The organism is Arthrobacter sp. MMS24-T111, assembly GCF_054888995.1.
Genome location: NZ_JBTZRO010000001.1, coordinates 4,109,378 through 4,133,912, shown reverse-complemented (window position 1 = coordinate 4,133,912; position 24,535 = coordinate 4,109,378). Strand labels below are relative to the sequence as shown.

The following is a 24,535-nucleotide window of genomic DNA, read 5'->3' as shown; positions in this document are numbered from 1 at the left end:
CCCGCCCTTAACGTCCTTTCAAAGCATTGAGCGCCTCTTCGGCGTGCTGCAGGGCCGGTATCAGCCTGTCGCCCGGCTCGGGCAGTGAGAACAGGTAGCCCTGAAGGGAGTCACACTCCAAGGCGGTCAGATAGTCCGCCTGCGCGGCCGTCTCGATCCCCTCCGCGGTGACGGTCAGGCCCAGGCTGTGGGCCATGTTGATCATGGAGCTGAGGATCGGCAGCCGCTCGTTTCCGGTCCGCACCATTGAGACAAAGGTTTTGTCGATCTTGACGGTGTCCACGGGCAGGTCCTGCAGCCGGCCAAGCGAGGAATACCCGGTGCCGAAGTCGTCCAGCGCCACCCGGGCGCCGGTGTTGCGCAAGATCCCAAGCTGGTCGATCAGGTCGCCATCAGCGTCGAAGAAGACGCTTTCGGTGACCTCCAGGACAAGTTGGTAGGGGGCCACCCCGCTGGCTTCCGCGAGCTTGAGGACTGTCTCGGCGAAGTCCGGCTCCTGCAGTTGGACGCCGGAGACGTTCACGGCGAGTGACCGGGAAGGATCCTCGCTCAGCCAGCGTGCCAGCTGCACCATGCCGCTGGCCATCACCTCGGCCCCGATCTCGTTGATCAGGCCGGTGCGCTCGGCGAGCGGAATAAAGATCGACGGCGGCACCCGTTCACCGCCGCGGTCCCACCGGGCCAGCGCCTCCAGCTGGACCACCTGCCCCATGCGGTGCGAAACGATCGGCTGGAAATCGACCGTGATCTCGCCGCGCGGAACCGCCAACTGCAGGCCGCTCTCCATGTGCGTCCGCTGTACCAGCGCCTGCATCATGTCCGGGTGGAAGCGCAGGAACCGGTTCTTGCCCGCGGCCTTGGCCGCGTACATGGCGATGTCCGCGTGCCTGAGCAGTTCGGAGGGACCCACGCTGTCCTGCCCCAGGGAGGCAAGCCCCAGGCTCAGGCTCGGACGCAGCACGGTGCCGCCGATGGTCACCGGCACGTGCAGGCACCGCACAATGCACGCCGCGATCTCGTCAGGGTCGGGACAGGCTGTCAGGAGCACCACGAATTCGTCGCCGCCAAGGCGTGCCACCACATCCGCCGTGGGTGTACAGCCGCGAAGCCGGCGCGCCACCTCCACCAGCATGTCGTCGCCGGCCTGATGGCCAAGGATGTCATTGACCTCCTTGAAGTCGTCCAGGTCAAGGAGCAGGACGTCCACCGTCTTCAGCCGTGGCTCCGTGAGCGAGTTGGCCAAGGCCTCGTTGAACACGGCCCGGTTGGCGAGCCCGGTCAGGGGGTCTTGGAAAGCCATGGCCCGAAGCTTTTCGGCCTGCTCCGCGAGGTCCTTCAAAGCTTGGTGGGCTTGCTCCTGTGCCTTCCGCCGGGGCGTCGCGTCCCGGAAACTCCACACCCGGCCCACGATCTTCTCACCGACCCGTTGCGGTCGTGAGTACCGTTCAAAGGTGCGCCCGTCGAGCAGCTCCACAACGTCGTGGCTTTCCGCAGACGGGTCCTCCTGGACTTCATTCAGCCGCGCCGTGAAGGAAACAGGGTCGGCCACCTGGGCCATCACCACCCGGAGTGCCGGCTCCTCGCTGTCCGCTTCCAGCAGGGCGGGCGGAATGCCCCACATGGTGAGGAACTGCTCGTTGAATCCGGCCACACTGCCATCGATGCCCATCACCAGGATTCCGTCCGCCGTCGATTCCAAGGTGGCCGTGAGCAGTGACATGGCCTCGCGAAGGTTGTCGTTGGCGGCTTGGCGGTGTGCTGTGCCCCGGGCGGAGAGGAGCAGGTGTGCTCCGGCGGGGCCGGTGCCCCCGGCGGGGATGAGGGCAGGATCGGACAGCGGCCCCGCCGGAAAGACGGCCGCGGCAACCTCAAGGGGAAACTCGGATCCATCACTGCGGAGGCCCGCGATCTCACGCGGCGGCTGCGGTTGGTCAGGGTGGGCCAGGAGCTGCCGGAACAGGTTCTCCACCTCACCGCGGAATCCTTCGGCGATCAGGGGCCGGTGGTCCAGGCCGGCAAACGCTTCCTGGGGCAACCCGAAGAGCCGGGCCGCAGCAGCGTTGGCGCAAAGAATCATGCCGTCGGTATCCAGTGCCAGCAGGGCATCCGGACTGGCATTCATGACCGCGCCAAAAATTTGTAATGCCACATCATTGCCACGGCCCGAAATACCGGTCATAACACCACCCCTTGGCCATCATAAAGGGCAGATCCGCAAATTGGGCGGCTCACTGGCAAAGCTGTTGGGCGGCTTTCCGGTTCGCCGGTGCGTTCTTCGGGAACGTGAAAAGACGCCGGTCTCCTTTAGGGAGTCCGGCGCCTTTTTACGGATGGGACAGGTGGTGGGGCGCTATACCCTGCGGCCGCTGCGGTTGGTGATTGCGCCGTAGACGAGCAGCACGATGATCGAGCCGAGGATTGCCAGCAGCCATGTCCGAAGGTCGAAGAATTCGGCCAGTCCGCCGCCGAAAATCAGCGATCCGATCCAGCCGCCCAGGATGGCACCCACAACTCCGAGAACCATGGTTACCACCCAGCCGCCGCCTTGGCGGCCCGGAAGGATGGCTTTGGCAATAGCGCCGGCGATCAGGCCCAAAATGAGAAATCCGAGAATGCCCATGTTGTCACTCCTTGTCAGTAAGTTGTGCCGGGCCCCCATTTCCGGTTCCCTTATTCAATCAGCAGGCTTATTTGTTGTGCAAGGCTTCGAATATCACAGGATGGGTGTCACTTTAGGCGGGACAGGCCAATGTAGTCCGCCCCGGTGAAGCAGCTGCCGGGGATAGGATTTGGATGTCCCGCAACTGACCAAGGAGTCCAGGCATGCCAAGCCAGACCGCCAGGCCGCGTGCCGTGTTCCTCGACATCGACGGTACGTATGCGGACCACGGCCTGGCCCCTGATGCCCACGTGGACGCGGTCCGGACCGCCCGCGGGCTGGGCCACCTGGTCTTCGTCTGCACCGGGCGGCCGCTGTCGATGGTGCCCGGCCACATCCTGGACGCCGGCTTCGACGGGACCATCACGGGGGCCGGTGCCAGGGTGGAAGTCAACGGTGAGGTCCTTCGGGACCAGCGCTTTGAGCCGGACCTGGCGGCGCTCATCGTGGAAACCCTCGATGCCCACGGGGCCGCCTACATCCTGGAAGCACCCGAGGCCCTGCACGGCCGCACCGGCGTGGACCAGCGGCTGAGGGAAGTCCTGGGCCCCATCTTCGCCGGCCGCCCCCGGCACGATGGCGTCCTCAGCACCGACGTTGACCCGCTGGAGGACATCCTGGGGCCGATGCAGTACAGCGACGACCTCCGCAGCACCTCCTATGCCAAGGTCTCGGTCTTCGATTCGACAGTCCCGCTGAAGCGGCTGATGGAAATGCTCGGTTCCGGCGTCGGGCTGATCCCCAGTTCCCTCTCGGCGCTGGGGGACCGTGCGGGGGAGATCTTCATGGCGGGCACGCACAAGGCGGTGGGCATCCAGGTGGTGGAGGCCCGGCTTGGCCTCCACCGGGCGGACATCGTGGCCATCGGTGACAGTGCCAACGATATTGAAATGCTCGAATACGCCGGCGTTGGCATTGCCGTTGAAGGCGGCCATCCGGCCGTCCTCGCCGTGGCCGACAAGACCACCGCCGGACCGGCTGGGGCAGGTGTTGCATTGGCGTTCGCCGATCTGGGGCTCCTGGGCTGAACCTCAGCTCACCGCAGCCGGGGCCGTGACCGCGCCGGCGGACGTTCCAAGCCCGCACACAGTCCAGCCGTCCGCCTGCCATGCCGCGGCGTCCAACACGTTCCGCGCGTCCAGGACTGCCCGGCGTCGGACCAGGCTGCCGGTGGCGGCAGGGGAAAGCTGCCGGTACTCGTCCCATTCGGTCAGCAGGAGCACCAGCTCGGCGTCTTGGAGTGCCCGCTGGGTGGACACCTCGAACCGGAGCCGGGGGTAGCGGCGCCAGGCGTGGTTCACCGCCTTGGGGTCCGTCACGGTGACGTGCGCGCCGGCGGCGGCCAGCCGGTCCGCCACGTCCAGGGCGGGGGAGTCGCGGATGTCGTCCGTGTCCGGCTTGAAGGAGGCTCCAAGCACGGTGATGGAACGGCCTGCCAGCGAGCCTCCGCACATAGCCGCTGCCAGGTCCACCGTGCGCGCCCGTTGGCCCAGGTTCACCGAGTCGACCAGGCCCATCCAGTCCTCCAGCGCGGAGGCGCCCAGCGCGGTGGCCTGGGTCCGGAAACTCCGGATGTCCTTGGGCAGGCAGCCTCCGCCGAAGCCCAGGCCCGCGTGCAGGTAGCGGCTGCCGATCCTCGGATCCAGCCCCATCGCTTCGCCCAGTTCGCTGACATCGGCTCCGGCGGCGTCGCACAATTCGGCGACGGCATTGATGAAGCTGACCTTGGTGGCAAGGTATGCGTTCGCGGCCGACTTGATGAGTTCCGCCGTGGCAAAGTTGCAGACCAGCCGGGGGATCCCGGCGCGGAGCAGCGGTTCGTAGACGGCGTCCAGTGCCGCCGTCACGCCCAGCGGCGCGCCGGTAGCGTGGTTGAAGGCCGCGGCCCGGCCCCCTTCCACGCCGTACACCAGCCGGTCCGGCACCAGGGAGTCCTTGACGGCGGTTCCCTGCCGCAGGAACTCGGGGTTCCAACCCAGCAGCACGTCGGGCCGCGGCGCCAGCACACCGCGGAGCATGTCCACGGTGCCCACGGGCACGGTCGATTTGCCCACGACGACGGCGCCCGCGGCCAGGTGGGGCAACAAGGCTTCCGAAGCGGTGACGAGGAAGGTGAGGTCGGCGGCGTCGGACGTCTTCTCCTGCGGGGTCCCCACACACAGGAAGTGCACCTGTGCCGCCTTGGCCCCGGCGGGGTCCGTGGAGAAGCGCAGCCGGCCGGTGGCGAGGCCGTCCTGGAGGAGCTCATCGAGGCCGGGCTCGTGGAACGGTGCCACGCCGCCGTTCAGTTGCGCCACCTTGCGGGGATCGACGTCGATGCCCACCACGGTATGGCCCATGGACGCCAGTGTTGCGGCATGGACGGCTCCGAGGTAACCGCAGCCGATCACGGAGATTTTCACAGGTTTGCTCCCTTGCTGTTGACCGGCGCCGTTGCCACCGGGACGTCCGCGATGACGTCGGCATAGTGCTGCACCAGTTCGGTGCAGAGGGCGGGCCAGGTTCGGTCCTGTACAGAGGCGTGTGCCGCGGCGGCGAACGCGCGGCGCTTGGCGTCGTCGCCGATCAGGTCTTGCACCCGGGCACGCATGGCGGAGAGGTCGCCCGGCTCGTACAGCCAGCCCGTCCGCGAGTTCTCCACTAAATCCAGGGGGCCGCCCCGGCCCGTAGCCACCACCGGCACGCCCGATGCCATGGCTTCCTGGATGGTTTGGCAGAAGGTTTCGAACTCGCCCGGATGGACGAACAAGTCGAACGACGCCACGGCGCGTGCCAACTCATCCCCGCCCAGGAATCCGGTGAAGGATGCACCGGGGAGCGCGGCTTCCAGTGCGGCCCGCTGCGGCCCGTCGCCCACCACCACCAGCTTCGCGTTGGGTATCCCGGCCAGCGCGGCGAGGTCTTCCACCTGCTTTTCCACCGCGAGCCGGCCGACGTAGCCGATGATCCGCTCGCCGCCGGGGGCAACCGAAGCCCGCCACCCGTCGTCGCGCTTTCCCGGCGAGAAGCGCGCGGTATCCACCCCGCGCCGCCACATCCGGACCCGGGGAATCCCCCGCCCGCGCAAGTGGTTCAGCGCGAACGTGGACGGCACCAGGGTGCGGGTAGCCAGCAGGTGGATGTTCTCGACCCGGTTCCAGGCCCAGTTCTCCAGGAACGGCACCCCGTACCGGGCGGCGTAACTGGGAACCTCGGTCTGGTAGATGGCCACCGACGGGATGCCGAGCTGATGGGCAGCCTGGGCAGCCCGCCAGCCCAGCACGAACGGCGAGGCAAGGTGCACCACGTCAGGGGCGTACTCGGCAAGGATTCGCTTGACCCGGTACACGCCCCCCAGTGCCACCCGCACGTTCGTGTAACCCGCCAGCGGGACCGCGGGAAGCCGGTGGACAGCAGCGCCCTTGACCCGTCCCGGCGCCTGCCCGTCATGGGCGGACGGCGCAATGACCAGGACGTCATCGCCCCGGTCCTGGAGGTGGTCCAGGACCCGCAGGATGGAATGCGTGACGCCATTCATCAGCGGCAAGAATGTTTCGGCAACGATTGCGATCCTCACCCTTCAACCGTGGGTGGCCGCCTTGAAATGGCGGGGGAGAGGGCATGACCCGCAGGAAAAGGTTGGGTGAACAGCTGCCCCAGCAGCGAGAAAACTACTAAGTAAGCTTGGCATTTGATGCTAAGCATGCTTACGTTAAACGGGTAGCCAGCGCCAGCCTCAAGCAGCCGGGGCAGGGCCCGGACACCGGGGCTAACCGGTGCCCGGGCTCCGGGCTGGCAAACCCGGTACAAAGACACAACCAAGGAGACGTCATGCTCAACAGGGAAAACCTCGAAAGCCTGCTTGCCAAGGGCGGCAACGTCGTGGGTACCGATGGGGCGAAAATTGGTTCGATCGGCCAGTTGTACGCTGACGACGACACGGGCGAGCCCACCTGGGTCACCATCAAGACCGGCCTCTTCGGCACGTCCGAGACCTTCGTCCCCGTCGAAGGGGCCCGCAGCGAGGGAGAAAACCTGGTGGTTCCGTTCACCAAGGAGCACGTGAAGGACGCTCCCCGGGTGGACGCTGACGGCCACCTCACCCCTGAAGAAGAGGACCGGCTGTACACGTACTACGACCGCGGCGCACGGACATATACGGAAGCCAGGAGCGATATGGAATCCGACGCCGGCGACGTGGACCTGCAGGGCGATGCGGACCTGAACGCGGGCACCCCCACCGCCGGAATCAGCTCCGAACGGGACACCGCACCCCGGCTTCGGAGGTACGGCCACTGAGCTGGCCCTTCGGCAGTGAACGGCGCCGGGAACCTTGGGGGTTCCCGGCGCCGCACCGTTAAGCGCTGGTGCAACCACGCTGTATGCCGTGGGTGCACCAGCCAGTAGGACGAATATCTTCAGAACTTACGGTTCATCTCTCATTCGCGGCTCCTGTTTCCCGGTTTACGGATCCGGGTCCTTGGCGCGGCAACGCGGCGCCGAAACACATCGCACTGCGTCCGGGTGGGCGGGTGCTGGTTTAGATACCAATTTTACGGCCCGGCCCTGGAAAAAGCGCCGGACGTACCTCCATTTTGATTGTTCACCCAGTGCCGCCGCGGAGCCTGTCGCTCGCGGGCAGGAGGCACCCGGCGTGACACCATGGAACACGATGAAACTGCGTGCTGATCAGACCGGAAACCGTGGCCTCCCCATGCCGTTGTGGCTGCAGGGCGCCCTTGAAACAGCACAGGCGGCCATCATTTCCGCGCTGGTGGTGATAGCCCCCATTGTCGCCGTCTGGGCCACCGCGGGTTTCCAGAACGGGCAGTTCGAGGTCTTGGCCCGCTTGGCCGGCCAGTCCTGGCTCCTGGTCCACGGCGTGCCACTGGAACTCACGGGAGCGGGGCCGGCGCCGGCAGCACACGCCGGCTCGGATATCCTGAACCTGATTCCCCTTGGCCTGACCCTGATCCCCTTCCTGCTGGCCTGGCGCGCCGGCCGCCGCCTGGCCCGGGCCTCCTACACCGACCAGCTGTGGCAGGCCCTGCTGGGCTCATGGGTGGTTTACGCCGCCTTCGGTGCAGCCACCGGATTCGTGTGCCGCAGCACCGACGTCGTCATCAATCTCTGGTACGCCATGCTGGTGCCGCTCATTCCCTACGGGCTCGGCATGGTAATCGGCGCCCGCAGGGAAGCTGGCTCCTGGAGCCGGCTCATCGGCGTGGACGCAGTGGACTGGATTTCACGCAGCAGCCAGCACTCCCGCTGGGCCGGTTCATACTTCGCCTCTGCCGCGAAGGCCGGCTTCGTGGCGGTAGTGTCGGCGCTTACCCTGGCCGCCGTGCTGCTGGCAGTGGACCTGCTCATCCACTGGAACCTCGTGGTCTCCGTCTATGAAGCGCTCCACGCCGGTCCCGTAGGAGGGGCCGCCCTGACCATCGCACAGCTCGGCTTCCTGCCGAACCTGGTGGTGTTCGCCCTCGCCTGGACCTCAGGTGCCGGTTTCGCCATGGGCGTGGGTTCCCAAGCCGGGCCGCTGGGCACCGCGGTGGGGCCCATGCCATCCGTTCCCGTCCTGGCGGCCATCCCGTCCGGCCCCATGGACTACGCTTTCGTGGCATTGATCGTACCGGTGCTGGCGGGCGTCGTGGCCGGGTGGTGGTTCCTTCGGGAGGGGGAGAACCACTTCGACGAATGGCTCGCCATCAAAGTCCGCGCACGCTGGTTCACCGCCACCGTCTCCACCGTGGTGCTCGGGGCCCTCGCCGGACTGGCCGCAGGGGTTTTGACGATGTGCCTTGCCTGGGTGGCGAGGGGATCCGCGGGGGTCGGCCGACTCACGGATATCGGGCCCGACCCGCTCTGGACCGGCCTGTGGGTGGCGGCCGAGGTGGGCATCGGCGTCGTCATTGGCTACGCGGCCGGGCCGTGGCTGGAACGTGAGGAAAGCGTCGCCGCGGAACGCGACGCCGAGCGCGTCAGCTAGGCGCCTCGCCGGCGCGCTAACCCACCTTGGTGGGCAGCAGATCCTGGAACTGCGTCACGCACGCATTAGCCGCCCGGTCCGTAAGTGCCCGCCCCACGCACCCCTGGTAGTCGCGCACCTGGTTGAAGAAGACCATGGCGGTCAACAGCAGCGGCACCATGACCACGGCCATCACCAGGCCCGAGATGGTGCCAACCAGAACCAGTTTGGATTCCCTCAACCGGATGGCCCTGACCAGGAGGAAGATCCCCAGGGCCATGCCGGCCGCCGTGAGGACGGTTGACAGCCACAGGTAGTTGACGTCCAACTGGTAGACGAACAACGCGCCGAGGACCGAAACCAGGAACATCCGGAACAGGGCAAAGGTCTTGGTGCGGGAGGCCTTTGCTGCCTCGCTGAGCGGGGGTTTGGCCTGTTGCTGGACGCCCCGGCCCGGTTGGCTGTTCATGTTTTCCAGCGTACGCGAGCGTGCACCTAAGCTGGACCAATGCGTATCGTCGTCCTCGTCTCCGGCACCGGGTCCAATCTCCAAGCAGTCATCGACGCCGTCAAGGCGGGCGAACTCGACGTGGAAATCGCCGCGGTGGGGGCCGACAGGGAGGGGACCTTCGGCGTCGAACGTTCCGCCGCGGCAGGCATCCCCACGTTCGTGGTGGATTTCAAGTCCTACCGGGACCGCGCCGACTGGAACGCCGCGCTGACCGACGCCGTGGCCGCCTTCAAGCCGGACGTGGTGGTGTCCTCCGGCTTCATGCGGATCGTCAGCCCTGAGTTCATTGATGCATTCAAGGGCAGGTACCTGAACACCCACCCCGCCCTGCTTCCGGCCTTCCCCGGGGCCCACGGCGTGCGGGATGCCATGGCCTACGGCGTGAAGGTGACCGGCTGCACGGTGCACTGGGCCGACGCCGGCGTTGACACCGGGCCAATCATTGCCCAGGAGGCCGTGACCATCGAGGACTCGGACACCGAGGAGACCTTGCACGAGCGCATCAAGGTGGTGGAGCGCCGGCTGCTGGTGTCCACCCTGGCCGCCCTCGCCGCAGACCCTTCTTTCGCGTAGCGGTTCGCCTTACTGGAGGCGGCGCTGCCGGGTTTCCGGGGAGAAGAAAGCCATCCACAGCACCGATACCAGCACCAGGGCACCCGCCAGCGCAAAGGACGTGGCGAGGCCCAGTTCCGGCCAAAAGTAGTTGGCAAAGATCAGCGGCCCAAAGCCGGCACCCAGGCGGGAGAACGTTGATGCCCAGCCAAAGCCGCTGCCCCGCAGTTCCGTGGGGTAGAGCTCGGAGACGTACGCGTACAGCACCGGGATGGCCACCTGCACCACGAACCCGAAGACCAGCAGCCAGAACACCGCAGCCGTGGGAATGTCCACCACGAACGCCACGATCACCAGGGTCAGGGCGGACAGCGGTCCGGTGATGGCCAGGATCCACTTGCGCCCCACACGTTCGACGAGCAGCGCTGCCACCACCACGCCAAGGAAGCCGACGGCGGCCATGGACGCCGTGGTGACGAACGCCTTGTACTCGGCGAATCCGGCGCCGATCAGGATCCTGGGCATCCAGGTCAGGGACAGGTAGTAGACCAGCAGGATGCTGAAGAACAGGGCCCAGGCCGCCGTGGTGATCTTCCAGTTGAACTGCCAGACGGAGCGCAGCTGGGTCCAGGCGCTGCCGGCCGAAAGCCGCGGCGCATCCTTGGCATCGGGCAGGCTGTAGGCCCGTGCTTGGGCGCCTGTGGCCAGCACCAATCCGTCAATAATCCTGGCCGCTTCTTCCCGCCTGCCCTTTCGGATCAGGAACAAGGGGGACTCGGGAACGCTCCGCCGGACCCAGAACACCAACAGGGCCGGGAGCACCATCACCAGCATGGTCAGGCGCCAGTCACCGTTCAGGGCCACCAGGCCGGCCGAGACGAACCCGGCAAGGGCGGCGCCAATGGGCCACCAGCCGTCCATGGCCGTCAGGACCCTGCCGCGCTGCTTCCGCGGCGTGAACTCACCCACCAAGGCGTAGTCCACCGGAATGCAGCCGCCCAGTCCGAAGCCTGCCAGGAACCTGAAGATGCAGAACCACATGAAGTCGGGCGAGAACGCGCCCAGTACGGTGAAGATGGAGAACAGGAGCAGCGTGGCCGTGAACGCCTTCTTTCGGCCCACGGTGTCTGCGATGGTTCCCCATGCGAAGGCCCCGAGGGCCATGCCGACCAGGTTGGCCGTACCCACCCAGGCGGCCTCGCCTGGTGTCAGGGCCCAGTGCGTGGACAGCAGCGGGATGAGGATGCCGTTCAGCGTCACATCCCAGGCGTCGAACATGAAGCCGAGGCCCCCGATCAGGAAGATCCTGCCCTGGACTTTCCATCGCCAGGGCAGTTCCTGGACCACCTGTTCGCCGCTGGGCACAGTGGTGTAAGTATTCATCGCCGCCTCCTGCTGAAGACTCTATCCGGGCCCGCGGACGTTCACACTCCGGAGCACACAGGGGGTAACCGTTGCCTTCGCGATAAACTGGCCGTATCCCCACCAACCGCGGCCCTGTTCCGCGAGATAAGACGGAGACATTTGTGAGCTTCACGCAGCATGAGCGCGTATCCATTGACCGTGTACCCATCCGCCGGGCCCTCATCTCGGTTTACGACAAGACCGGTCTGGAGGAACTCGCCACGGGCCTGCACGCGGCCGGGGTGAAGCTCGTCTCCACCGGTTCCACGGCCAAGAAGATCGCCGCCGCCGGCATCCCCGTCCAGGAGGTGGAGGAAGTCACCGGCTCCCCGGAAATGCTGGACGGCCGCGTCAAGACACTGCACCCCCGCGTGCATGGCGGCATCCTGGCCGACCGCCGCGTCCCCGCCCACATGGAAACCCTCTCCAGCATGGACATCGAGGCCTTCGACCTGGTGGTGGTGAACCTCTACCCGTTCGTGGAGACGGTGAAGTCCGGCGCCGCGCAGGACGACGTCGTTGAGCAGATCGATATCGGCGGACCCGCCATGGTGCGCTCTGCGGCGAAGAACCACGCCGCCGTCACCATTGTGGTGGACCCCAACTTCTACGGTCAGGTGGTTGAGGCCGCCGCGGCCGGCGGCTTTGACCTCAAGACCCGCCGCCGCCTCGCCGCCAAGGCGTTCGCCCACACCGCCGCGTATGACAACGCCGTGGCCACCTGGACGGCCGGCCAGTTCCTGGATGAAGACGGCGACGGCGTCGTCGACTGGCCCGCCTACGCCGGTCTCTCCCTGGAACGCTCCGAGGTTCTGCGCTACGGCGAGAACCCGCACCAGCAGGCGGCACTCTACGTGGACAAGGCTGCGCCGGTGGGCATTGCCCAGGCGGACCAGCTGCACGGCAAGGCCATGAGCTACAACAACTTCGTGGACGCTGACGCCGCCCTGCGCGCCGCCTACGACTTCAGCGAACCCGCCGTCGCCATCATTAAGCACGCCAACCCCTGCGGCGTTGCCGTCGGCTCAGCGGACGCCGCCGACCCCATCGCCGACGCACACGCCAAGGCCCACGCCTGCGACCCCGTCTCCGCATTCGGCGGCGTCATCGCGGCCAACCGCACCGTCACCGCCGGCATGGCCAACACCGTCAAGGACATCTTCACCGAGGTCGTCATCGCCCCCGGCTTTGAACCCGAAGCCGTGGAGATCCTGTCCAAAAAGAAGAACATCCGCCTGCTTGCCCTGCCCGAAGGCTACGGCCGGTATCCGACGGAGTTCCGCCAGGTATCCGGTGGCATGCTGGTCCAGGTCAGCGACAAGGTGGACGCCGACGGCGACAACCCCGCCAACTGGACCCTCGCCGCCGGTGAGGCCGCGGACGAGAAGACCCTCGCGGACCTCGCCTTCGCCTGGACCGCCTGCCGCGCGGCGAAGTCGAACGCCATCCTGATTGCCGACAACGGCGCGGCCGTGGGCATCGGCATGGGCCAGGTGAACCGGCTTGATTCGTGCCGCCTGGCCGTGGAGCGGGCCAACACCCTGGGCGTGGAGGTTGCGTCCGACGTCGACGGCGCCGGCGGCGCCTCGAATGCGGACGCGAGCGGCGCACCTGAGCGGGCCCGCGGTGCTGTGGCGGCTTCGGACGCGTTCTTCCCGTTCGCCGACGGCCTGCAGATCCTGATCGACGCGGGTGTCCGCGCCGTGGTCCAGCCCGGTGGCTCGGTCCGCGACGAGGAAGTCATCGCGGCAGCCAACGCGGCCGGCATCACCATGTACTTCACCGGAGCCCGGCACTTCTTCCACTGACCGGCTGCACCGATTGCTTCCCACGGGTACGGAGCAATCGATGGCGGATTGAACCAACGACGGCGCCCGTCCCCTGAGAAGGGGACGGGCGCCGTCGTCTTTTGTGCGGTTAGTCCTGGTCCGCCGGGCCGGGTGCCGGAAGCTTCAGCTCCCGGGGCCGGGCTTCTGCCATCCGTTCCTCCGTCCAGTAGTCGAGGACTTCCTCGCTGGACTGGTCAAGGTCGACGTGGCTGACGGGGTCCTGGTCCGGTGCGGGTTCTTTAGGATTTCGCGGCATTGGTGTACGTCGCCTGGATAACCGAGCCCCAGTACGGGCCGTACATGACGGCGGAGCGGTTGTAGCCGTAGCTGTTGATCGAGTTTTGCAGCCCGTCGGACCCGCTGCCGATGAACCACGGACCGCCCGAGGACCCACCGGTCATGTCGCAGGGAATGCCCTGGGTGCCGAACTGCGGGTTGTTGGGATCGTTTGTCGCTGTGCCGGTGCAGCTCCACAGGGACGTGCCGTCGAACGGTGAGGCCTGCGGGTAGCCGTAGGCCGTGTAGGTCAGGCCGCGGGCCTGGTTGAAGGCAGTACCCGAGCCGCCCACGACGTCCGTCAGCTTCTGGCCGTTCAAGGGGTTCATGACGGCGAAGCCGGTGTCATAGGTCATGTCCCCGTTGGACACCCACTGGGTGGGGGCGTACAGGCCCTTGGCGGTCCACTTGCCGTAGGGGGCTGCGCCGTTGTCGTAGGCGGGCACGAAGACGAAGTTGGTGGCGTAGGCGCCACTTTCGTTAACGCAGTGTCCGGCCGTTGCCACCGTGCTGCCGTTCGCGGAGGAGACGGCGTTGCCCGAGCACACGTAGTTGGTCGTGCCCATGGTGAAGAAGACCTTGCCGATGTGGGCGACGGGGTTTTCACTCTTGGCGATGGTGGGCTTTCCCTTGGTTCCCTTGGTGGTGGCGGGCTTGCCTTTCTCCACCACGGCGAGGTTGGAGCGGTTGCCGCGCTCAAGCGCCTTGCTTGCCAGCGTGTCACCTGGAAGGGCGCTTTGCATCCGTTCGGGCGTCCAGTAGTCAGCTGCTCCGCCGGCGTCGACAGTGATGCTGGCAACCGATGGATTCGACTTACTGTCGGACGGTGCGGGAGTGGCGGAAGCCCCGCCGGCTGACGTAAGTGCCAGTACGGCGGCTGCGGAGAAGGTCAGGAGGCCGGATGCCAGGGACCTGGTACGTGTCATTGTTGTCCTGTCTGAACGGGGTTGGGCCCGGGATCGGGAGTGACTTAGCGAACTTATCGCCGCGTGCGGAGTTTGTACACACTCGTGACCAATCATCCGGCGGCACGAGCCGGGCCGGCGCCCGGCACCGCCCCAGCTGCGGCGATGGCGGCGATGCACCCGGAAGCGTGCCGTCGTCGGGCGTTCTCTATCGCTGTAATGCTGCTCTCACCGGGGTAATCCGGGAGGCCCGTTAAGGTTCAAACCGGCGTCCTCGGGTAAGTTGTACTTGGTGAAATAGACAAAGATTTCACAACCAAGCCGACCTTCAGGGAGACGCCCGCGCATGTCCAAGATTATCTACACCCACACCGACGAAGCGCCGATGCTGGCTACCTATTCGTTCCTGCCCATCATCGAGGCCTTCGCTTCGACTGCAGGTGTGGAGGTGGAGACCCGCGACATCTCGCTCGCCGGCCGCATCATTGCCGTGTTCGGTGACTACCTCACCCCGGAGCAGCAGATCGGTGACGCCCTTGCTGAACTTGGTGAGCTGGCGAAGACGCCGGAAGCCAACATCATCAAGCTGCCCAACATCAGCGCCTCCATCCCGCAGCTGAAGGCGGCCATCGCCGAGCTGCAGGGCCAGGGCTACGCACTGCCGGATTACCCGGACAACCCCACCTCGGATGAAGAGACCGCCATCCGCTCCCGCTACGACAAGATCAAGGGCTCCGCCGTGAACCCGGTCCTGCGCGAAGGCAACTCGGACCGCCGCGCTCCGCTGTCCGTCAAGAACTACGCCCGCCAGAACCCGCACTCCATGGGCGCCTGGACCGCGGACTCCAAGACCAACGTGGCCACCATGGGCCAGGACGACTTCCGCTCCAACGAGAAGTCCGTGGTCATCGAGGCCGACGGCACCATCGCCATCCAGCTGGTCCGCGAGGACGGTTCGGTCAAGGTCCTGAAGAAGGCGTTCCCCGTCCTGGCCGGTGAAGTCATCGACGGAACCGTGATGCGCGCCGCCGCCCTGGACGAGTTCCTCAAGGCCCAGGTTGCCCGCGCCAAGGAAGAGGGCGTGCTGTTCTCAGCCCACCTGAAGGCCACCATGATGAAGGTCTCGGACCCCATCATCTTCGGCCACGTGGTGAAGGCCTACTTCTCCGAGCTGTTCGAGACCTACGGCAAGCAGCTTTCCGCCGCCGGCATCAGCCCCAACAACGGCCTCGCAGCCATCCTGAGCAGCCTTGAGGACCTGCCGGCGGACGTCCGCGACGGCGTCCAGAACCTGATCAAGAAGGGCCTGGAAGACGGACCCGCGCTGGCCATGGTGGACTCCGACAAGGGCATCACCAGCCTGAACGTGCCCTCCGACATCATTGTGGACGCCTCCATGCCAGCCATGATCCGCAGCTCCGGCCACATGTGGGGCCCGGACGGCAAGGAAGCCGACACCCTCGCCGTCCTGCCGGACAGCTCCTACGCCGGCATCTACCAGGTGGTCATCGACGACTGCCGCGCCAACGGCGCCTACGATCCCACCACCATGGGCACCGTCCCGAACGTGGGCCTCATGGCGCAGGCCGCTGAGGAATACGGCAGCCACGACAAGACGTTCGAAATCCAGGAAGCCGGCAAGGTACAGATCGTTGACGGCAGCGGCAACGTCCTGATCGAACACGACGTGGTCCCCGGTGACATCTGGCGCGCCTGCCAGACCAAGGACGCCCCCATCCGCGACTGGGTCAAGCTGGCTGTCACCCGCGCCCGAGCCTCGCAGACCCCCGCCGTGTTCTGGCTGGACGAGGAGCGTGCCCACGACGCGAACCTCATCGCCAAGGTCAACGAATACCTGAAGGACCACGACACCGAGGGCCTGGACATCCAGATCATGTCCCCGGTCAAGGCCATCGCCTTCACCTTGGAGCGGATCCGCAAGGGCGAGGACACCATCTCCGTCACCGGCAACGTGCTCCGCGACTACCTCACGGACCTGTTCCCCATCCTGGAACTGGGCACCAGCGCCAAGATGCTCTCCGTTGTTCCGCTGATGAACGGTGGCGGCCTCTTCGAGACCGGTGCCGGCGGTTCCGCCCCCAAGCACGTCCAGCAGCTGCTCAAGGAAAACCACCTTCGCTGGGACAGCCTGGGCGAGTTCCTGGCCCTGGCCGTCAGCTTCGAGCACCTGGCCACCACCACCGGCAATGCCCGCGCCCAGGTCCTCGCAGACACCCTGGACCGAGCCACCGGCACGTTCCTGCTCGAGAACAAGTCCCCCAGCCGCCGCGCCGGTGAGTTGGACAACCGCGGCAGCCACTACTTCCTGGCCCGTTACTGGGCTGAGGAGCTGGCCAAGCAGACGTCCGACGCCGACCTTGCCGCCGCGTTCAGCTCGGTCGCCAACGAGCTTTCTTCCAACGAGGAAACGATCGTCGGCGAGCTGGCTGAAGTCCAGGGTTCGCCAGTCGATATCGGAGGATACTACCGCCCGGAGGACGCCAAGGCCTCCGCCGTGATGCGTCCGTCCGCCACCCTCAACAAGGTCATCGCCAGCCTGGCCTAGCCCGCCGCGGCTTCGGCAGCAATAGGAGGGGCGGTGCTCCGGATGATTCCGGGGCACCGCCCCTTTGCATGTCAGCGGACGGGCGCAGGCTAGTTTTTGCCCTTGCCCTTGTCGCCGCCGCTGTTCTTTGCGCCGCCGCTGCCGGCATTACCTTGGGCCGGGGCAGGTTGAGGCGCGGGCGCATCCGCCGTGGGGGATGGGCTCTGCGCCGCTTGCTGTGCCGCTGTCCGTGCGTCCTCGGCGGCCTTGGCGGCAGCCTGCTGGGCGGCAACGGCATCGTTGAGGTCTGCCCTGACGGCGCTGGCGACTGTGGTGATGCTGCGGCTCCGCTCCTCAGAAACCTGGCCCTTCGCCGCTGCCGCCGAGAGGTCGGATTCAAGCCCGTCCAGCGCTTTCAGGGCCGAGGCAGGATCGTCCTGCGAGGCAGCCTGGGTAACCTCGAGTACCCGCGCCTGGAACTGTGTGGCGGCCTCCCGCTGCAGGCCGGAACCGGGCGGGGCACACGCGGCCAGGAAACCGGAGACGAGCAGCGCCGCGGTGCCGGCCACGGCCAACCGCGCCGTGGTGGTCTGGCGCAACGTCACGGGGCCACGCTCTTTTGGAGTTCCTTCAGATGGTCACCCAGGGTGCCGGTGACCGTGGGATAGGGGACGACGTCGGCGGGCCGGGCGGACACGCTGATCATCACCGCTGCCACAGCAGCGGCAATCACCACTAGGCCGAGGACCACGGACAACAGGATCCGTTTGTCCCGGAGGAACCGGCGTACGGATGAGGTGCTTTTCTTTGCCGGGCGTGGTGCGCTCACCGGGGCAGCCGCTTCGCGCAGCTCATCCACCGATTCTTCGGCAGTGATGGACGGCGGGTGGAAGGGCATGGCCGGCAGCACCCGGGTGGTCTCCGCAGCCAGTTCACCGGGGGTGGAGGCGGGCGAGACCATGGCCTGGCGCAGCGAGGTCTCTATGTCGGCGGCCGTTGGCCGTTCAAGCGGTTCGATGGACGTCATGGAGCGGATGAGCTCAGCCCATTCGGAGGGGACGTCGTCGGGGATTTCAGGGGCGCGGTGCAGCCGCGCCACAGCGGATTCCACGGCACTGCCGGGGTACTCAACGGTGCCCTTAATGCACTCGAGCAGCACCAGCCCCAGCGAATAAATATCGGTTGCGGGGGACAGGGGCTTGCCGAGTGCCTGCTCGGGGCTGAGGTAGGCGGCGGTGCCCACCATGGTCCCGGTGGCAGTGAGCCTGGTGGAATCCACGATCCTGGCGATGCCGAAGTCCGTGAGCTTGGGGCGCAGCGGCTCGCCGGGACGGATCTGGACCAGCAGGATGTTGCCGGGCTTGATGTCGCGGTGGATGATGCCCAGGCCGTGCACGTAGGCGAGGGCGTCGGCGATGCCTGCACCGATGACTGACAATTCTTCCAGCGGCACCCGGCTGTGCCGGATGCGGCCGCGGAGGTCTTGTCCCTCGACGAGCTCCATGGTCAGGAAGGGCCGGGGTTCGTCCGGAATCCTGTCATCAATGCCGGCGTCGAAGAGCGTGACCAGGCCAGGGTGGTTGAGCGTGGCAAGAAGCTGGATTTCGGCTTCCTGGCGCTTGAGCTCGTCCGCATCCGGGGCCTGCGGAGCGAAGAGCTTCAAGGCGACGTCGCGGCCGAGGTTTTCGTCGCGGGCGCAGTACACCGATGACATACCGCCGCGGCCGATTACTTCGCTCAAACGGTAACGTCCGCCGACCACTTCATTCTTGATGGAGCTAGGCGATTCCGCCACCATGACCGTTCCTCCCGGTGCGCTGCGGCACTGTCGTACCCCAAATTATACGAGGGGCGCGGTTAAACCACAGATTTGGCGGTGCGCATGCCAACGGTCCGGCGGCTGGTTGAAGCATTTCCGCCGGACCATTGGCTACAAGGACATGTGTGCTGATGACATGTTTTGTGTGTGCTCAGGTTGTTCCGGGTGAATGACCTCCTCTCACCGGCCCGCGCGGGGCAGCCCTTTCAGGCGGCCGCGCGCGGGCGCTGCCTGGTTGAAAGAAGAGAGCCCTAGGAGACTTTGCGTTTCCGGAGCACCAGAAGTCCTGCCACCAGGAGCAGCAGTGCCAGGGGCACCAAGGAGCCGTCCCAGCCGGTCTTGGCGAGGCTGGTGTTCGCGGTTCCGGTATTGGCGAGGGCGGAACGGCCCTGCGCGGAGTTGCTGAGCGGGACGGTGACAGGTGCGATGGCTCCGCTGACGGCCCTGGAGCCTGCGGATGCCGCGGGGACGCCGCCGGTGCCCTGGTTGCTGGCTCCTGGATCAAGGATGCCGGCGTCATTGGCGGTGCCGTCGCCGCCCGCTGAGGTGCCGGTCCCGGGATCAACAGTTCCGGCGTCTCCTGCCGTGCCATCACCCGGGTTGCTGGTTCCCGGGCCACTACTTCCCGGCGTGCCGGGGGCGGTGGCCGTGCCGAGGTTTACGGCTGCGCCGAGGTCGGCGGTTGTGCCGTCCGTGGTCCTGGTGCCGTTGGTGCCGAGGCCGAGGGTGACGTCGGCTGTGGTTGCCAGGTCGGTGGCGCTGGTTGTGGATGCGGGGGCGGTGGCCGTGCCGAGGTTTAGGGCTGCGCCGAGGTCGGCGGTTGTGCCGTCCGTGGTCCTGGTGCCGTTGGTGCCGAGGCCGAGGGTGAAGTCGGCTGTGGTTGCCAGGTCGGTGGTGCCGGTTGCGGGGGCGGTGGCGGTGCCGAGGTTTACGGCTGCGCCGAGGTCGGCGGTTGTGCCGTCCGTGGTCCCGGTGCCGTTGGTGCCGAGGCCGAGGGTGACGTCGGCTGTGGTTGCCAGGTCGGCGGTTGTGCCGTCCGTGGTCCTGGTGCCGTTGGTGCCGAGGCCGAGGGTGACGTCGGCTGTGGTTGCCAGGTCGGCGGTTGTGCCGTCCGTGGTCCTGGTGCCGTTGGTGCCGAGGCCGAGGGTGACGTCGGCTGTGGTTGCCAGGTCGGTGGTGCCGGTTGCGGGGGCGGTGGCGGTGCCGAGGTTTACGGCTGCGCCGAGGTCGGCGGTTGTGCCTGCGGTGGTCCCGGTCCCGGGACCGGTCCCGTCGGTGGTGGTTCCGAGGTTGACATCCACTGCGGCGGCGACGCCCGTTGCGCCGGCCGGCGTTGGGTCACCCAGCAGGCCCAACGACGTCGACTGAGCGGGCGCCGCCGCCGAGATCAGGGCGGAGGCGGAAAGATCCGTCCCGCTGGTTGTGTCCGCCGCGTTGGCGGCAGCGCAGCCAAAGGCCAGAAGGCCGCTGGCGAAGAGGGTGCTAAGCAGCCCCCTGCGAAGGGTGCAGTTCATGATGGTGACTCCTGAATAGTTGATGTTGTTCGGGCGCTGATCAGCTGCCCGTAAAGCCACGTGCTGCCCGTTAGAGGGCAGGCGGCCTCAACTAGTCAGGGGAGGAACCGGGGTCGAATGACACCGGTGCAGGGGCGTGCTCGAAGGTCTCACCGGCGGGAACAGTGCCGGGACGTTCAAAGCCAAAGCAGGCAGGGCTCAGCCATGCTGCGGCACTGGCTGGACCGCCGGATGATGCACCGCTGCCCGTGCCGGATGCCGGTCCGGCAGGAACCTGGGCACGCAGCGGTGCCGGATCGACGGGAAGGGGCTGTCCTGAGGCGGGCCCAGCAGGGACAGACATGCCAGCTTGCGGGGCAGGCGTGTTCGCCAAGGCGGCGCTGCGTACCGTCGCAAAGCCAGCGCTGCTGCTGCCGGACGGCGCCGTGGGCAACGCCTCTGCTCCCTGATCCGCTTCCGGGAGCATTCCCGGTACATCCGGAAGCGCTTCCAAGGCCTCGGGCCCAGCTGCGGGAACAGGAGCAACCACGGAAGGAAGATCTGCCAGCACGACGTCGACGGTCGGAGTGGGAAGCGGAAGCGGTGTTGCGGTGGCACCGGTCAGGAGATCAGCAACCGGTTCGAGTGCGGGTTCAAGTGCCGGGACGGCCTCGGCTGCTGGGGCTGCAATAACCTCCGTCACCCCGGTCGCTAGCTGGTCGGCCATGCCACCAATTGGAGTGGAGACAGCGGAAACGCTTCCCGTCGGAACCAGCTGGTCCACAACGGGAACCGTGGAAATGATGGTGTCCCCAGCCTCGGATACCGGTGCTGCCACCGTCTGCACCAGTCCGGGTGCTGCAGCAGGTCCGTCCGGAGAGGCCACCGGGGATGCCGGATTCGCAAGATCGTGGGTCATTGCTGAAACCGCGCCGGTCACGTTGCCGAGCAGGGGCGGGGTGCCAGGACCGGAGTCGGCCGACGCTGTGGCTGACGACAGCGTCAGCCACATGACTGCGGCCGCTCCGGCGAGAAGCGCAGGGCGCAGGGCACCCCATGGCGAACTCCTTCGAGCCATGCGTACCACCCCCCAGTGACCGGCGCAATTGATGCTGCCTACAGGGTAGGACCGGGCATTCCGGGAAGTCTAGGGGTAGTCGCAAACAATCTGGGAACCCCGCCCACACCCTAGCGGTTGTCGTTCGGGTAGGTGACGCCCAGCTGCGCGCGAACGCCGTCGAACAGCCGCATCGTGTTCAGTGAATCCTCCAGTGGCATCACCGGGCTCTCCGTAAGCCCCTGTTGGACGCACCTCATCACTTCGCGCAATTCGTAGGTGTAGCCCTTTCCGACGACGTCGAACGTTTCCGTCCGGCGGTTCTCCCACCCATTGGCGATGACGAGTTCACGCGGACTGTTGATTGATCCGACGCTCTGCAGGAAACCCAGGCTTCCGGCAACGGTGGCGGTACGGGGCCCATGCGCCAGCAGCGATGAGGTGAGCTGGACCTGGGCAGCGTGGCTGTAGCCGAGGGTCAGTGCGTTTTGGGCGTCCACGCCGTCGTCGTTCACGAATCCGGTGGCGCTCACGGTCTGCGGAAAGCCGAGGGTTCCGAGAGCCCAGAGAAGCGGATAAACGGACAGATCCAGCAGCGCACCGCCGCCGTCTTCGCGCGCCCAGAGCCGGGCAGTGGGGGAGTAAGGTGCAGGAAAGCCGAGGTCGGCGCTGATCCAGTGGATGTCGCCCAGTTCACCCGATGCAGCAATGTCGAAAGCCCGCTGCATGGACGGCAGGAACCGGCTCCAGACGGCTTCCATCAAGAAGAGCTTGTGTTTGCGGGCAACGTCGATGAGTTCGGCGGCTTCCCGGGCGTTGATGGTGAAGGCTTTTTCGCACAGCACGTGCTTGCCGGCGTTGAGGGCGGCGAGGACAATCTCGTGGTGCTGCGCATGCGGCGTTGCGACGTAGACGACGTCCACGGCGTCGTCGGCGAGGAGCCGCTGGTAGCCGGGGACGCCGTCGTCGTCCCCGTAGGCTTTCTCAAAGTCGTAGGCGACGGCGAACGCGTCGGCAGAGTCCTGGGCCCGGGAACTGACGGCGTACAGCCGGGCGTCCTGGAGCAACGCAAGATCCTGTGAGACGGCGCGGGCAATGCTGCCCGTTGCGATGATTCCCCAGCGCAGGGGCGTTCCGGTGGCGGAGCGGGGGTCCTGGTCAGGCTGGCCGGTCAGCCATGGCGTGGCGATGGGAGCAGTCATAGTTGCCATCCTGTCACAGCGCTGCGGGGTGGGGGAGTGCGGCGCCATGCGGGACGACCGGAACAGGACAACGGGCTCAAGGCGGGGCGCGGTGCCCCGCCTTGAGCCCCGGGCGCCTCAGGCAGAAGCGGCGACGGCGGCCCGGCCGCGGACGGGTTCCTCCGTCAGCTTGCCCTGCTGGAGCCGGAACCGGCGGTCGGTCTTGTTGGCCAGGGCGCGGTCGTGCGTCACCACCAGGATGGTGGTGTTGTGGTCCAGGCTCAGCGAACTGAGGAGCTCTATGATGTGGTCGCCGGTTTGTTCGTCCAGGTTCCCGGTGGGCTCGTCGGCCAGGATCAGCTTGGGTTCGTTGGCGAGTGCCCGGGCAATGGCCACACGCTGCTGCTCGCCACCGGAGAGCCTGTTGATGCGCCGCTCATGCTTGGAAGGGTCCAGCTGGACCTGCTCCAGCAACTCCTTTGCCCGCTGCAGCCGGGCTGCCTTGCGCATGCCGGCGAACTCCATGGGCAGCATGACGTTGTCCACGGCCGACAAGTTGGGGATCAGGTTGAACTGCTGGAAGACGAAACCGATATCGCGCCGGCGGTATTCGGTCAGCTTGGCGTCGGGCATCCCGGCGAGGCTGACCCCGTTGACCAGCACGTCACCGCTGGTGGGCTTGTCAAGCGCGCCCAGGAGGGACAACAGGGTGCTCTTGCCGCTGCCGCTCTTGCCAACGATCGAGGCGAGGGTTCCTTGCTCCAGGACGAAGCTGACATCGTTGACCGGCTTGATGGTGCGGTCACCGGAGTTGAAAGTACGGACCAGGTTCTTGACTTCAATCATGGCTATTCTCCTCGCAGGACTTCGATGGGACGGATACGCGCCGTGAGCAGCGCGGGAACCAGGGCGCCGACGATGGCGACACCGAACACGGCCGCAACACCGCCGGCGATGACTCCCGGCGATGCGCTGGCGGTCACGGAGTTCAACAGCTGGGAGGCGCCACCCAAAGGACCGCCTTGGCCGCCCGGGAAGCCGCCGCCCCCGCCCGGGAATCCGCGGCCGGTGGTTGTGGCCGCAGCCGTGGTGGTGTTGCTGCTGATGAGGGCAGCGGCAATGCCGCCGCTGGCGAATGATGCGATGCCGGCTCCCACCGCGCTGCCCAGTGCGGCGAGGACCAGAGCTTCCAGCACGAACTGCAGTCCGATGGTGCGGTTGGGTGCACCGATGGCCTTCAGCACACCGATCTCGCGGCGGCGCTCGCGGACCAGCATCACCATGATGAGCAGGATGATCAGGCCTGCCGTGCCAAGGGCGGCGATGAATGCGATCAAGGAAATGTTCTTGACGCTGTCCAGGGAGCTGACCGCCGTCTGCAGGTTCTGGCCTTGGGTGACGTCAGCCTTGTCGGTGCCTAGCGCTGATTGCAGAGCTGTCTTGGTGGAGGCCACATTGTCCATCGAGTTGACCGTGACAATCATGCTGGACAGCTCATTGGGCGTCCCGGCCAAGGTCTGGGCAGTAGGCAGTGTCACGTACACAGCGTTGTTGCCGAATGCGGTGCCTGCATCGAACAATCCGGCCACCGTGTAGGCCTGGTCATTGATGGTGAAGGTGGAACCGATCGTGAGGTTGTTCTTCTCAGCCAGCGTGGTGCCGAGCAGCGCGCTGGTCGACGCGGCTGAGTAGTTTCCTAGCCCGGAGCCCTGCGTGATGTTCAAGGCTTTGCCCGTGGTGTCCACCTCTGCGCCGATCCCCGTGGCAGTGATGGGCAGGGACCTGACGGCTTGGGTGCCCCCGGTGGAACTGGTGGACCCGGTGGTTCCGTTGGCCTGCTGGTTGCGGTTGCCCAGCGTTCCGGCGTCAACCGCTGCGGTCAGGCTCGTGGTCAAGGAGGTTGCGGACTGGCCGCCCGGGCCGCCCTGCCCGCCTCCGGGACCGGCCTGGCCCGTCTGGCCTGCGGCTGCCTGCGCTGCAGCTTCAGCAGCATTGCGGAGTCGGAGTGATGAGGTCCCGACGACGGCAGTGACGTTGGGTACGGCGGCCGCGGCGGCTGCCTGGTCGGCGGTGAGGGGCTCCCCGCCGCCTTCAAAGCCTTGGCCGCCGGCGGGGTTGACAGTCAGGACGGTGCCCACGGAGGCGTTCAGCTCCTGGACTTTGGCTCCGACCGCCTGGTTGGCCACCAGCATGGCCAAGGCCAGTCCAATGGCGACGGCAAGCACCGCGACAACAGCTGCGGTGCGGACCTTGTTTCTGAAGGCATTGCCTACGCTTCGGGCAAGGACGCTCACGTTACTCCTATGACTCAGGTGCCGGCGCGGAGGGCCGGCTTCGCCTCAACACTCGCCGGGCAT

21 protein-coding genes are annotated in these 24,535 nt (G+C 66.6%); 6 read left to right on the top strand and 15 right to left on the bottom strand.

Annotation, left to right across the window (positions count from 1 at the left end; all coding sequences use genetic code 11):
- Positions 1-7: 7 nt before the first annotated feature.
- Entirely contained in the window at positions 8-2,122 is a 2,115-nt protein-coding gene (locus ACX5I6_RS19240; protein ID WP_461841513.1) for a putative bifunctional diguanylate cyclase/phosphodiesterase, read from the bottom strand.
- Between the two features lie 228 nt (positions 2,123-2,350).
- Entirely contained in the window at positions 2,351-2,620 is a 270-nt protein-coding gene (locus tag ACX5I6_RS19235) for a GlsB/YeaQ/YmgE family stress response membrane protein (RefSeq protein ID WP_285244753.1), read from the bottom strand.
- Positions 2,621-2,823: 203 nt separating this feature from the next.
- Here ACX5I6_RS19235 and ACX5I6_RS19230 point away from each other — a divergent pair, with 203 nt between their 5' ends.
- The gene (locus ACX5I6_RS19230) at positions 2,824-3,687 is read left to right on the top strand and encodes an HAD hydrolase family protein (protein ID WP_461841512.1); all 864 of its coding nucleotides are present in this window, start codon (positions 2,824-2,826) and stop codon (positions 3,685-3,687) included.
- Positions 3,688-3,690: 3 nt separating this feature from the next.
- Here ACX5I6_RS19230 and ACX5I6_RS19225 read toward each other — a convergent pair whose 3' ends face one another.
- Both ACX5I6_RS19225 and ACX5I6_RS19220 read right to left on the bottom strand, forming a co-directional pair.
- Positions 3,691-5,061, bottom strand: coding sequence for a UDP-glucose dehydrogenase family protein (locus ACX5I6_RS19225; protein WP_461841511.1), 1,371 nt, complete (start codon positions 5,059-5,061; stop codon positions 3,691-3,693).
- Positions 5,058-6,215, bottom strand: coding sequence for a glycosyltransferase family 4 protein (locus tag ACX5I6_RS19220; protein WP_461841510.1), 1,158 nt, complete (start codon positions 6,213-6,215; stop codon positions 5,058-5,060). Before ACX5I6_RS19220 ends, ACX5I6_RS19225 begins: the two co-directional genes overlap by 4 nt.
- A gap of 254 nt (positions 6,216-6,469) precedes the next feature.
- On the opposite strand from ACX5I6_RS19220, the gene ACX5I6_RS19215 reads away from it, so the two are divergent.
- Both ACX5I6_RS19215 and ACX5I6_RS19210 read left to right on the top strand, forming a co-directional pair.
- Positions 6,470-6,937, top strand: a complete 468-nt coding sequence (locus tag ACX5I6_RS19215) for a PRC-barrel domain-containing protein (RefSeq protein ID WP_461841509.1) — start codon at positions 6,470-6,472, stop codon at positions 6,935-6,937.
- A gap of 373 nt (positions 6,938-7,310) precedes the next feature.
- Positions 7,311-8,627, top strand: a complete 1,317-nt coding sequence (locus ACX5I6_RS19210) for a cell division protein PerM (protein WP_461841508.1) — start codon at positions 7,311-7,313, stop codon at positions 8,625-8,627.
- Positions 8,628-8,643: 16 nt separating this feature from the next.
- Here the strand turns inward: ACX5I6_RS19210 and ACX5I6_RS19205 are convergent, their stop codons facing one another.
- Positions 8,644-9,075 (bottom strand): hypothetical protein, encoded by a 432-nt coding sequence (locus tag ACX5I6_RS19205; RefSeq protein WP_461841507.1) that lies wholly within the window; start codon positions 9,073-9,075, stop codon positions 8,644-8,646.
- Positions 9,076-9,114: 39 nt separating this feature from the next.
- Between ACX5I6_RS19205 and purN the strand changes: the two genes are divergently transcribed.
- On the top strand, positions 9,115-9,690 hold the full coding sequence (gene purN, locus ACX5I6_RS19200; protein WP_285249348.1) for a phosphoribosylglycinamide formyltransferase: 576 nt from the start codon (positions 9,115-9,117) through the stop codon (positions 9,688-9,690).
- A gap of 9 nt (positions 9,691-9,699) precedes the next feature.
- Here purN and ACX5I6_RS19195 read toward each other — a convergent pair whose 3' ends face one another.
- On the bottom strand, positions 9,700-11,052 hold the full coding sequence (locus ACX5I6_RS19195; RefSeq protein ID WP_285249347.1) for an MFS transporter: 1,353 nt from the start codon (positions 11,050-11,052) through the stop codon (positions 9,700-9,702).
- Positions 11,053-11,195: 143 nt separating this feature from the next.
- Here ACX5I6_RS19195 and purH point away from each other — a divergent pair, with 143 nt between their 5' ends.
- Positions 11,196-12,881, top strand: a complete 1,686-nt coding sequence (gene purH / locus ACX5I6_RS19190) for a bifunctional phosphoribosylaminoimidazolecarboxamide formyltransferase/IMP cyclohydrolase (protein ID WP_461841506.1) — start codon at positions 11,196-11,198, stop codon at positions 12,879-12,881.
- 109 nt (positions 12,882-12,990) lie between these two features.
- Here purH and ACX5I6_RS19185 read toward each other — a convergent pair whose 3' ends face one another.
- Positions 12,991-13,158: a hypothetical protein gene (locus tag ACX5I6_RS19185; RefSeq protein WP_285249345.1), complete on the bottom strand. Its 168-nt coding sequence runs from the start codon at positions 13,156-13,158 to the stop codon at positions 12,991-12,993.
- Positions 13,142-14,104, bottom strand: a complete 963-nt coding sequence (locus tag ACX5I6_RS19180; RefSeq protein ID WP_461841505.1) for a trypsin-like serine peptidase — start codon at positions 14,102-14,104, stop codon at positions 13,142-13,144. The genes ACX5I6_RS19185 and ACX5I6_RS19180 overlap by 17 nt, the downstream gene beginning before the upstream one ends.
- Before the next feature lie 325 nt (positions 14,105-14,429).
- On the opposite strand from ACX5I6_RS19180, the gene ACX5I6_RS19175 reads away from it, so the two are divergent.
- The gene (locus ACX5I6_RS19175) at positions 14,430-16,649 is read left to right on the top strand and encodes an NADP-dependent isocitrate dehydrogenase (RefSeq protein ID WP_461841504.1); all 2,220 of its coding nucleotides are present in this window, start codon (positions 14,430-14,432) and stop codon (positions 16,647-16,649) included.
- A gap of 89 nt (positions 16,650-16,738) precedes the next feature.
- Here ACX5I6_RS19175 and ACX5I6_RS19170 read toward each other — a convergent pair whose 3' ends face one another.
- The 7 genes from ACX5I6_RS19170 to ACX5I6_RS19140 all read right to left on the bottom strand — a co-directional run bounded on the left by ACX5I6_RS19170 (position 16,739) and on the right by ACX5I6_RS19140 (position 24,472).
- Positions 16,739-17,233, bottom strand: coding sequence for a hypothetical protein (locus tag ACX5I6_RS19170; protein ID WP_285249342.1), 495 nt, complete (start codon positions 17,231-17,233; stop codon positions 16,739-16,741).
- On the bottom strand, positions 17,230-18,426 hold the full coding sequence (locus ACX5I6_RS19165; RefSeq protein WP_461841503.1) for a serine/threonine-protein kinase: 1,197 nt from the start codon (positions 18,424-18,426) through the stop codon (positions 17,230-17,232). Before ACX5I6_RS19165 ends, ACX5I6_RS19170 begins: the two co-directional genes overlap by 4 nt.
- Before the next feature lie 272 nt (positions 18,427-18,698).
- On the bottom strand, positions 18,699-19,961 hold the full coding sequence (locus tag ACX5I6_RS19160) for a hypothetical protein (RefSeq protein ID WP_461841502.1): 1,263 nt from the start codon (positions 19,959-19,961) through the stop codon (positions 18,699-18,701).
- A gap of 91 nt (positions 19,962-20,052) precedes the next feature.
- A complete protein-coding gene (locus ACX5I6_RS19155) occupies positions 20,053-21,018 on the bottom strand; it encodes a hypothetical protein (RefSeq protein ID WP_461841501.1) in 966 nt (321 codons plus the stop codon).
- 110 nt (positions 21,019-21,128) lie between these two features.
- Positions 21,129-22,199, bottom strand: coding sequence for a Gfo/Idh/MocA family protein (locus ACX5I6_RS19150; RefSeq protein WP_461841500.1), 1,071 nt, complete (start codon positions 22,197-22,199; stop codon positions 21,129-21,131).
- Between the two features lie 117 nt (positions 22,200-22,316).
- Entirely contained in the window at positions 22,317-23,024 is a 708-nt protein-coding gene (locus ACX5I6_RS19145) for an ABC transporter ATP-binding protein (protein WP_461841499.1), read from the bottom strand.
- Positions 23,025-23,026: 2 nt separating this feature from the next.
- Positions 23,027-24,472: an ABC transporter permease gene (locus tag ACX5I6_RS19140; protein ID WP_461841498.1), complete on the bottom strand. Its 1,446-nt coding sequence runs from the start codon at positions 24,470-24,472 to the stop codon at positions 23,027-23,029.
- Between the last annotated feature and the right edge of the window lie 63 nt (positions 24,473-24,535).

What these genes read in the sequence shown, in the direction of transcription:
- ACX5I6_RS19240 (WP_461841513.1), bottom strand. Translation starts at nt 2,122, where the DNA reads ATGAATGCCAGTCCGGATGCCCTGCTGGCACTGGATACCGACGGCATG.
- ACX5I6_RS19235 (WP_285244753.1), bottom strand. Translation starts at nt 2,620, where the DNA reads ATGGGCATTCTCGGATTTCTCATTTTGGGCCTGATCGCCGGCGCTATT.
- ACX5I6_RS19230 (WP_461841512.1), top strand. Translation starts at nt 2,824, where the DNA reads ATGCCAAGCCAGACCGCCAGGCCGCGTGCCGTGTTCCTCGACATCGAC.
- ACX5I6_RS19215 (WP_461841509.1), top strand. Translation starts at nt 6,470, where the DNA reads ATGCTCAACAGGGAAAACCTCGAAAGCCTGCTTGCCAAGGGCGGCAAC.
- ACX5I6_RS19210 (WP_461841508.1), top strand. Translation starts at nt 7,311, where the DNA reads ATGAAACTGCGTGCTGATCAGACCGGAAACCGTGGCCTCCCCATGCCG.
- ACX5I6_RS19205 (WP_461841507.1), bottom strand. Translation starts at nt 9,075, where the DNA reads ATGAACAGCCAACCGGGCCGGGGCGTCCAGCAACAGGCCAAACCCCCG.
- purN (WP_285249348.1), top strand. Translation starts at nt 9,115, where the DNA reads ATGCGTATCGTCGTCCTCGTCTCCGGCACCGGGTCCAATCTCCAAGCA.
- ACX5I6_RS19195 (WP_285249347.1), bottom strand. Translation starts at nt 11,052, where the DNA reads ATGAATACTTACACCACTGTGCCCAGCGGCGAACAGGTGGTCCAGGAA.
- ACX5I6_RS19185 (WP_285249345.1), bottom strand. Translation starts at nt 13,158, where the DNA reads ATGCCGCGAAATCCTAAAGAACCCGCACCGGACCAGGACCCCGTCAGC.
- ACX5I6_RS19180 (WP_461841505.1), bottom strand. Translation starts at nt 14,104, where the DNA reads ATGACACGTACCAGGTCCCTGGCATCCGGCCTCCTGACCTTCTCCGCA.
- ACX5I6_RS19175 (WP_461841504.1), top strand. Translation starts at nt 14,430, where the DNA reads ATGTCCAAGATTATCTACACCCACACCGACGAAGCGCCGATGCTGGCT.
- ACX5I6_RS19165 (WP_461841503.1), bottom strand. Translation starts at nt 18,426, where the DNA reads ATGGTGGCGGAATCGCCTAGCTCCATCAAGAATGAAGTGGTCGGCGGA.
- ACX5I6_RS19160 (WP_461841502.1), bottom strand. Translation starts at nt 19,961, where the DNA reads ATGAACTGCACCCTTCGCAGGGGGCTGCTTAGCACCCTCTTCGCCAGC.
- ACX5I6_RS19155 (WP_461841501.1), bottom strand. Translation starts at nt 21,018, where the DNA reads ATGGCTCGAAGGAGTTCGCCATGGGGTGCCCTGCGCCCTGCGCTTCTC.
- ACX5I6_RS19150 (WP_461841500.1), bottom strand. Translation starts at nt 22,199, where the DNA reads ATGACTGCTCCCATCGCCACGCCATGGCTGACCGGCCAGCCTGACCAG.
- ACX5I6_RS19145 (WP_461841499.1), bottom strand. Translation starts at nt 23,024, where the DNA reads ATGATTGAAGTCAAGAACCTGGTCCGTACTTTCAACTCCGGTGACCGC.